Origin of the sequence: Streptomyces sp. NPDC047072 (genome assembly GCF_040643855.1) — a bacterium.
GTDB lineage: Bacteria > Actinomycetota > Actinomycetes > Streptomycetales > Streptomycetaceae > Streptomyces.
Genome location: NZ_JBEYVC010000130.1, coordinates 22586 through 28808 on the forward strand (window position 1 = coordinate 22586; position 6223 = coordinate 28808).

General features: G+C 69.5%; 10 protein-coding genes and 1 tRNA gene. 1 reads left to right on the forward strand and 10 read right to left on the reverse strand.

All coding sequences use genetic code 11. From position 1 onward, the window contains the following. Positions 1-13: 13 nt before the first annotated feature. From ABZ896_RS37665 to ABZ896_RS37710, 10 genes are all read right to left on the reverse strand, one after another. A complete protein-coding gene (locus tag ABZ896_RS37665) occupies positions 14-931 on the reverse strand; it encodes an RNA polymerase sigma factor SigF (protein WP_360939253.1) in 918 nt (305 codons plus the stop codon). A gap of 327 nt (positions 932-1258) precedes the next feature. Further along, the gene (locus ABZ896_RS37670) at positions 1259-2122 is read right to left on the reverse strand and encodes an RNA polymerase sigma factor SigF (RefSeq protein WP_360939255.1); all 864 of its coding nucleotides are present in this window, start codon (positions 2120-2122) and stop codon (positions 1259-1261) included. A gap of 144 nt (positions 2123-2266) precedes the next feature. Continuing rightward, complete coding sequence (locus ABZ896_RS37675; protein WP_360939257.1) at positions 2267-2560, reverse strand: Dabb family protein; 294 nt, start codon at positions 2558-2560, stop codon at positions 2267-2269. A 12-nt stretch (positions 2561-2572) separates the two neighbouring features. After that, positions 2573-2749 carry a hypothetical protein gene (locus tag ABZ896_RS37680; RefSeq protein ID WP_360939259.1) on the reverse strand — a complete coding sequence of 59 codons (177 nt, stop codon included), beginning with the start codon at positions 2747-2749 and terminating at the stop codon, positions 2573-2575. A gap of 87 nt (positions 2750-2836) precedes the next feature. Continuing rightward, positions 2837-3289, reverse strand: coding sequence for a type II toxin-antitoxin system VapC family toxin (locus tag ABZ896_RS37685; RefSeq protein WP_360939261.1), 453 nt, complete (start codon positions 3287-3289; stop codon positions 2837-2839). Then, positions 3286-3528: a plasmid stabilization protein gene (locus ABZ896_RS37690; protein ID WP_360939263.1), complete on the reverse strand. Its 243-nt coding sequence runs from the start codon at positions 3526-3528 to the stop codon at positions 3286-3288. The genes ABZ896_RS37685 and ABZ896_RS37690 overlap by 4 nt, the downstream gene beginning before the upstream one ends. A gap of 95 nt (positions 3529-3623) precedes the next feature. Continuing rightward, positions 3624-3708: transfer RNA gene (locus ABZ896_RS37695), tRNA-Ser, on the reverse strand. A gap of 45 nt (positions 3709-3753) precedes the next feature. Beyond that, positions 3754-4179 (reverse strand): tRNA adenosine(34) deaminase TadA, encoded by a 426-nt coding sequence (tadA, locus tag ABZ896_RS37700; protein WP_360939265.1) that lies wholly within the window; start codon positions 4177-4179, stop codon positions 3754-3756. 59 nt (positions 4180-4238) lie between these two features. After that, the gene (locus tag ABZ896_RS37705; RefSeq protein WP_360939267.1) at positions 4239-4772 is read right to left on the reverse strand and encodes a hypothetical protein; all 534 of its coding nucleotides are present in this window, start codon (positions 4770-4772) and stop codon (positions 4239-4241) included. A 326-nt stretch (positions 4773-5098) separates the two neighbouring features. Next, positions 5099-5335 carry a hypothetical protein gene (locus ABZ896_RS37710; RefSeq protein WP_360939269.1) on the reverse strand — a complete coding sequence of 79 codons (237 nt, stop codon included), beginning with the start codon at positions 5333-5335 and terminating at the stop codon, positions 5099-5101. Positions 5336-5431: 96 nt separating this feature from the next. On the opposite strand from ABZ896_RS37710, the gene upp reads away from it, so the two are divergent. Further along, positions 5432-6067 (forward strand): uracil phosphoribosyltransferase, encoded by a 636-nt coding sequence (gene upp / locus ABZ896_RS37715; RefSeq protein WP_360939271.1) that lies wholly within the window; start codon positions 5432-5434, stop codon positions 6065-6067. Positions 6068-6223: the final 156 nt, after the last annotated feature.

Below are 6223 nucleotides of genomic sequence, written 5' to 3' on the forward strand. Positions count from 1 at the left end.
TACCCGGTTCCGGTCAGTCCGAGATCAGGCCGTCCCGCAGCTGCGCCAGGGTCCGGGTCAGCAGCCGGGAGACGTGCATCTGGGAGATGCCGACCTCCTCGCCGATCTGCGACTGGGTCATGTTGGCGAAGAAGCGGAGCATGATGATCTGCCGCTCGCGGGGCGGCAGCTTCGCCAGCAGGGGCTTGAGGGACTCGCGGTACTCCACGCCCTCCAGCGCGGTGTCCTCGTAGCCGAGGCGGTCCGCGAGGGAGCCCTCGCCGCCGTCGTCCTCCGGGGCCGGGGAGTCCAGCGAGGAGGCGGTGTAGGCGTTGCCGACCGCGAGGCCGTCGACGACGTCCTCCTCGGACACGCCGAGCACGGTGGCGAGTTCGGCGACCGTCGGTGAGCGGTCCAGCTTCTGGGAGAGCTCGTCGCTGGCCTTGGTGAGGGCCAGGCGCAGCTCCTGGAGGCGGCGCGGGACCCGCACCGACCAGGACGTGTCGCGGAAGAACCGCTTGATCTCGCCCACGACCGTCGGCATCGCGAACGTCGGGAACTCCACGCCCCGTTCGCAGTCGAAGCGGTCGATCGCCTTGATCAGGCCGATGGTTCCGACCTGGACGATGTCCTCCATCGGCTCGTTGCGGGAGCGGAAGCGGGCCGCCGCGTACCGCACGAGCGGGAGGTTGAGCTCGATCAGGGTGTCCCGGACGTAGGCACGCTCGGGGCTGTTCTCGTCCAGCGCGGCGAGCCGCAGGAACAGGGAGCGGGACAGGGTACGGGTGTCGATGTTCCCCGAGGAGACCGGCAGGGCCGGAACGTCCGTGGCCGGGATGTCGGCGGCCGGGAGGGCCGGGGCGGCCTCAACAGCCGTAACGTCGTCGAGAGCCGGCGCAGCCTCGCTCTTCGTGAGCGTGAGCACCTTCGAGCTGCCCTGTTCTGCGGACATGCCACCCCCTTTGGGTCGCGGGACGGTCGCGGCGAACGATCCGTGGTGGAAGGTCAGCCTTCACCTGAATACCGGAGCCGAAGCCACGGCAAACGCGCTTCCCGCAGAATGTCACATGTCGGCAACACGCTGTAGAGACATGTCGACATGTGAGACTCGAATCCGCCCTGGATAAAGGGGGTCTGACGGTTTTTCGGCCCAGAAGTGTCGGGAAGAGGTCTGGTGAGCGATTCGCTCGCGCCGGTTACGCCTCGATACTGCTTGCGAACTGCGGTGTTCCGGAACGTGCGACCGTGCGCCCCTTATGCATCCGCAATCCGCGGCCGACTATGCGTCGATCCGATTGGCGGACCGCAGCCGCTGGAAGCTACGCGCGAGTAGCCTCGAAACGTGCATCTGTGAGACGCCGAGTTCCGCGCTGATTTGCGACTGGGTGAGGTTGCTGTAGTAGCGCAGCAGCAGGATGCGCTGTTCGCGCTCGGGGAGTTGGACCAGCAGATGCCGGACCAGGTCGCGGTGCTCCACGCCGTCCAGCGCCGGGTCCTCGTAGCCGAGCCGGTCCAGCAGGCCCGGCATGCCGTCGCCCTCCTGGGCCGCCTCCAGCGAGGTCGCGTGGTACGACCGGCCCGCCTCGATGCAGGACAGCACCTCGTCCTCGCCGATCCGCAGCCGCTCGGCGATCTCGGCGGTCGTCGGGGTGCGGCCGAAGGCGGTGGTCAGGTCCTCGGTCGCGCCGTTGACCTGCACCCACAGCTCGTGCAGCCGGCGCGGGACGTGGACCGTGCGGACGTTGTCCCGGAAGTACCGCTTGATCTCGCCGACCACGGTCGGCATCGCGAAGGTGGGGAACTGCACGCCCCGGTCCGGGTCGAAGCGGTCGATGGCGTTGATCAGGCCGATGGTGCCGACCTGGACCACGTCCTCCATCGGCTCGTTGCGGGAGCGGAAGCGGGCGGCCGCGTAGCGCACGAGCGGGAGGTTCGCCTCGATGAGCGCCGCCCGTACGCGGGTGTGCTCCGGAGTGCCTGGCTGGAGCCCCTTGAGCTGGCCGAAGAGCACCTGGGTGAGCGCCCGGGTGTCGGCGCCGCGGCTGCGGGGGGCGGCCTCTTGGGGAGGAGCGGCCTCTTGGGGAGGCGCAGTACTGGCCGACACGGTCAACGCCACCTCTTCATCGGTCAACTCATCCGTCAAAAGCGGTCATAGCATCACAAGACATGTGTACTGTGTGCAAGCACCGCATAACGTTGGGTTACACCGTGTTGAGGGGCAAGTTGGGGCGTAAGACGCAGAAAAGCCTCCCGCCGTTCCCGGCAGGAGGCTTGGGAGTGCCCTGGCTCAGTACGCGTAGTCGGCGATCACCCAGGTGGCGAACTCCTTCCACAGCGCCACGCCCGCCTGGTGCTCCGGGTGCTCGACGTAGGCCCGCAGCGCGGCCTCGTCGTCGAAGCCGGAGTTGATCGCGAAGTCGTAGGCGATGGGGCGGTCGCTGATGTTCCAGCCCAGCTCCCAGAAGCGGATCTCGGGGATCGTGCCCTCCAGCGCGCGGAAGGCGTCGACGCCCTTCACGACCCGCGGGTCGTCGCGCTTGACGCCCTCGCCGAGCTTGAAGAGGACGAGATGGCGGATCATGTGCGCTCCTGGCTAGTGGGCGCCATCCGCGATCCAGGTGAAGAAGTCGCCGATGGCCTTGGCGGCGTCCGAGATGCCCTCGAACCCTATCTGGACGTAGTCGGCGGCCTGGGCCGGGTCCTTGATGATCACGTACATCACGAAGACCACGACCACATAGACGGCGATCTTCTTCGCGTTCACCGCCATCGCGGCCTCCCCTGTGACAGTTGCCCAACGACCGCACATGATCGCACGAAGGGCCCCGCCTGACGACGGGGCCCGTAGGTGCGCTCATCACGAGCCGTGGCGTCGACCCCGCGCGGAGAGCCTGTGGTCCCAAGGGTTCACGAGAGTGATGCCGGTGTCCCCGAAGTCCTTGACGTTTCTGGTCGCCAGCGTCGCCTTGCGCCTGGCGCAGATCGCGGCGATCTGTGCGTCCGCGGAGGCGATCGGGCGGCCCAGCTTTTCCCGGACCGTCACGATGTCCGCGTACCGGCCGGCCGCGGCTGCGTCGAACACCTCGATACGGCCGCCGAGATCCTCGAACAACATCGCGTCGATGCCTTCGGCCAGCTCCGACCTGCGCTTGCCGTCGGGGAGCCGGCGCACCCCGTGCCACAGTTCCGCGGCGGTGACCGCGGTGGTCGCGACCTCGTCGGGTACGAGGGTGTCGAGCCAGTCGATGACCCGCTGCTCCGGAACCGGCTGCACCAGCTCCGACAGGACATCGGTGTCGAGGATGATCACTCGAAGGCCGCCGGGCGCGGTGCGTCCCGCCGGTCGGGGATCTCGAGCTCGGCTTCGCCGAGGCCGGCGAATCGCTCCCGGATGCGCGACCCCAGCGGACGGGAGGAACCGTCGGGTCCGAGCTGCTCGGCGAGTATCGCGCGCACCTCGGCCTCCATCGACCGCCCGTGCCGCGCGGCCCGCACACGCAGCCGCGCATGCGTCGCGTCGTCCAGCCCCCGAATCGTCAGAGTCGCCACGTCTCCTCCTCAGCTTGCTTTCAATGCTAGCAGTGCTGTCAGATCTGAGAGGGGCAGCACGAAGGGCCCCGTCTTGAGACGGGGCCCTTCAGAAGCGGTAGCGGAGGGATTTGAACCCTCGGTGACTTGCGCCACACTCGCTTTCGAGGCGAGCTCCTTCGGCCGCTCGGACACGCTACCGAGGGAGACCTTACAGCACGGCGGGGGGTGCTTTGAAATCCGTATTCAGCGTGATCGGAAGAACTCCGTGAGGAGCGCCGCGCAGTCGTCCGCGAGGACCCCCTCGACCACCTCCGGGCGGTGGTTGAGGCGTCGGTCGCGGACGACGTCCCACAGGGAGCCGGCCGCGCCCGCCTTCTCGTCGCGGGCGCCGTAGACGACCCGGTCGACCCGGGACTGCACGATCGCGCCCGCGCACATCGTGCACGGTTCGAGGGTGACGACCAGCGTGCAGCCGGTCAGCCGCCACTCGCCGAGCGCCTCGGCGGCCCGGCGGACCGCGAGGACCTCGGCGTGCGCCGTCGGATCCCCGGTGGCCTCGCGTTCGTTGTGCCCGGCCCCGAGCACGGTCGTCCCGTCCGGCGCCAGCACGACGGCGCCCACGGGGACGTCCGTGCCCGCCCGCCCGGCCTCGTCCAGGGCGAGCCGCATCGCGGCCCGCCAGCGGTCGCGTACCGGGTCGGGGGTGCCTTCCGCGGTGGCTCCAGCGGTCAGCGGACGGTCTCCAGGACCTCCGAGGCGCCCAGGGCCTCGGCGATCGCGCTCAGGGCGTCCTCGTCGAGGGAGCGCAGCTCCTTCGCGGTGACACCGAGGTCGTCCAGGATCTCCGGGTCGCCCACCGGGCTGTGCGGGACCGCCTCGGCGGAGGGGCCGTCCTCGGAGTCGTCGTTCTCGTCGTCGTCCTCCCCGTCCTCGGTGCCGTCGAGGTCGAGGGAGTCCAGGTCGGCGTCGTCGTCACCCGGCTCCCTTCCGAGCAGCTCGTCGGTGAGCAGGATCTCGCCGTAACTGCTGCGGGCAGCGGCTGCGGCGTCCGAGACGTAGATGCGAGGGTCCTCCTCGCCGTCGACGCGGACGACGCCGAACCAGGCGTCCTCCTGCTCGATCAGCACGAGCACCGTGTCGTCCTCGGCCGAGGCTTCCCGGGCGAGGTCGGCCAGATCCGACAGGCTCTCCACATCGTCGAGCTCTGTGTCGCTCGCTTCCCACCCGTCTTCGGTGCGCGCGAGCAGTGCGGCGAAGTACACCGTGACTCTCCCACTGGTCTGAGTGCGTGCCGGTTGGGGGTCCCCCCGGCGGAGGTTGCGGGCGGGGAGAGCTCGGGCTCCGAGCCCCACCCACTCGGAATCGTGGCAGAAACAAGGCGTTCAGGGGACGTCTTCGGCACCCTGTGTCCGGTGGTTTTGATCGCACGCACATCGGCACGTGGACTGAGGACTCACCAGCGCACTCGTTGCCGCCACGAGCGGGATCGTACGCGGCTTTTCCAAGGGCCCGCGCACGGCCACCTGTTCAGGGTGCGTGCGGTGGGCGATCCGGGTGCGTACGGCGGTTGATCTTCGGCGGAACTTCTCTACCAGCGGAACGTCCGCATACGCATCGCGCGGCGCAGCCGGGCCACCTTGGCGCGGCGCGGCTGGACCCGGTCGCGCAGCTCGCGGGCCTCCGCGAGGTCGCGCAGGAACTGGGCGCGGCGTCGGCGGCGCTCGGTCTCGGTCTCCGGTTGTGACGGGTCGCGCGGGGACGGGGCCCGTACGGGTTCCCGCTCCGGCGGCTCAGGAAGGTCGGGCACGTCCGGCACGTCTGGCATTGGTTCACCACCCTGGTCCGTCCCTCCCACTTTCCCCCGGTCGGGCGGTTTGACGCCAGCGCGAGCCCTCGCGTGGACCCGGCTACTGTTGTGGACATGCGTCTCCACGTCGTCGACCATCCGCTGGTCGCCCACAAGCTCACCACGCTGCGCGACCGGCGCACCGACTCCGCGACCTTCCGGCGGCTCGCCGACGAACTGGTCACCCTGCTCGCCTACGAGGCCACGCGGGACGTGCGCACCGAGGCGGTGGACATTCTCACGCCGGTCTCACCCACGACCGGGGTGAAGCTGTCGTATCCGCGGCCGCTGGTCGTGCCGATCCTGCGGGCCGGGCTCGGGATGCTGGACGGGATGATGCGGCTGCTGCCCACCGCGGAGGTGGGGTTCCTCGGCATGATCCGCAACGAGTCGACGTTGCAGGCGTCCACGTATGCGACGCGGATGCCGGAGGATCTGTCGGGGCGGCAGGTGTACGTCCTCGATCCGATGCTCGCGACGGGGGGGACGTTGGTCGCGGCGATTCGGGAGCTGATTCGGCGGGGGGCGGATGATGTGACCGCGGTGGTGCTGTTGGCTGCGCCTGAGGGGGTCGAGGTCATGGAGCGGGAGTTGGCGGGGGCGCCGGTGACGGTGGTGACGGCTGCGGTTGATGATCACCTCAATGAGCACGGGTACATCGTGCCGGGGTTGGGGGATGCGGGGGATCGCCTGTACGGCGCGGCGGAGTAGGCGGCTGGTGCGGGTCGGTGGGGGTGCGCGTTGTGCGCAGTTCCCCGCGCCCCTGAAAAGCCGCCCACGGTTCGGTGGTGGGTCGGGGCCGGGGGCGGGGGGTATCCGTCCTCGGTCCGGCGGTTCTCTCTTTTGCGGATGTGCTCGGTAACGGAC

Excerpts from the sequence above, each read along its gene's own strand:
- ABZ896_RS37665 (WP_360939253.1), bottom strand. The coding sequence starts at position 931 with ATGTCCGCAGAACAGGGCAGCTCGAAGGTGCTCACGCTCACGAAGAGC.
- ABZ896_RS37675 (WP_360939257.1), bottom strand. The coding sequence starts at position 2,560 with ATGATCCGCCATCTCGTCCTCTTCAAGCTCGGCGAGGGCGTCAAGCGC.
- ABZ896_RS37680 (WP_360939259.1), bottom strand. The coding sequence starts at position 2,749 with ATGGCGGTGAACGCGAAGAAGATCGCCGTCTATGTGGTCGTGGTCTTC.
- tadA (WP_360939265.1), bottom strand. The coding sequence starts at position 4,179 with ATGCGGCTCGCCCTGGACGAGGCCGGGCGGGCGGGCACGGACGTCCCC.
- ABZ896_RS37710 (WP_360939269.1), bottom strand. The coding sequence starts at position 5,335 with ATGCCAGACGTGCCGGACGTGCCCGACCTTCCTGAGCCGCCGGAGCGG.
- upp (WP_360939271.1), top strand. The coding sequence starts at position 5,432 with ATGCGTCTCCACGTCGTCGACCATCCGCTGGTCGCCCACAAGCTCACC.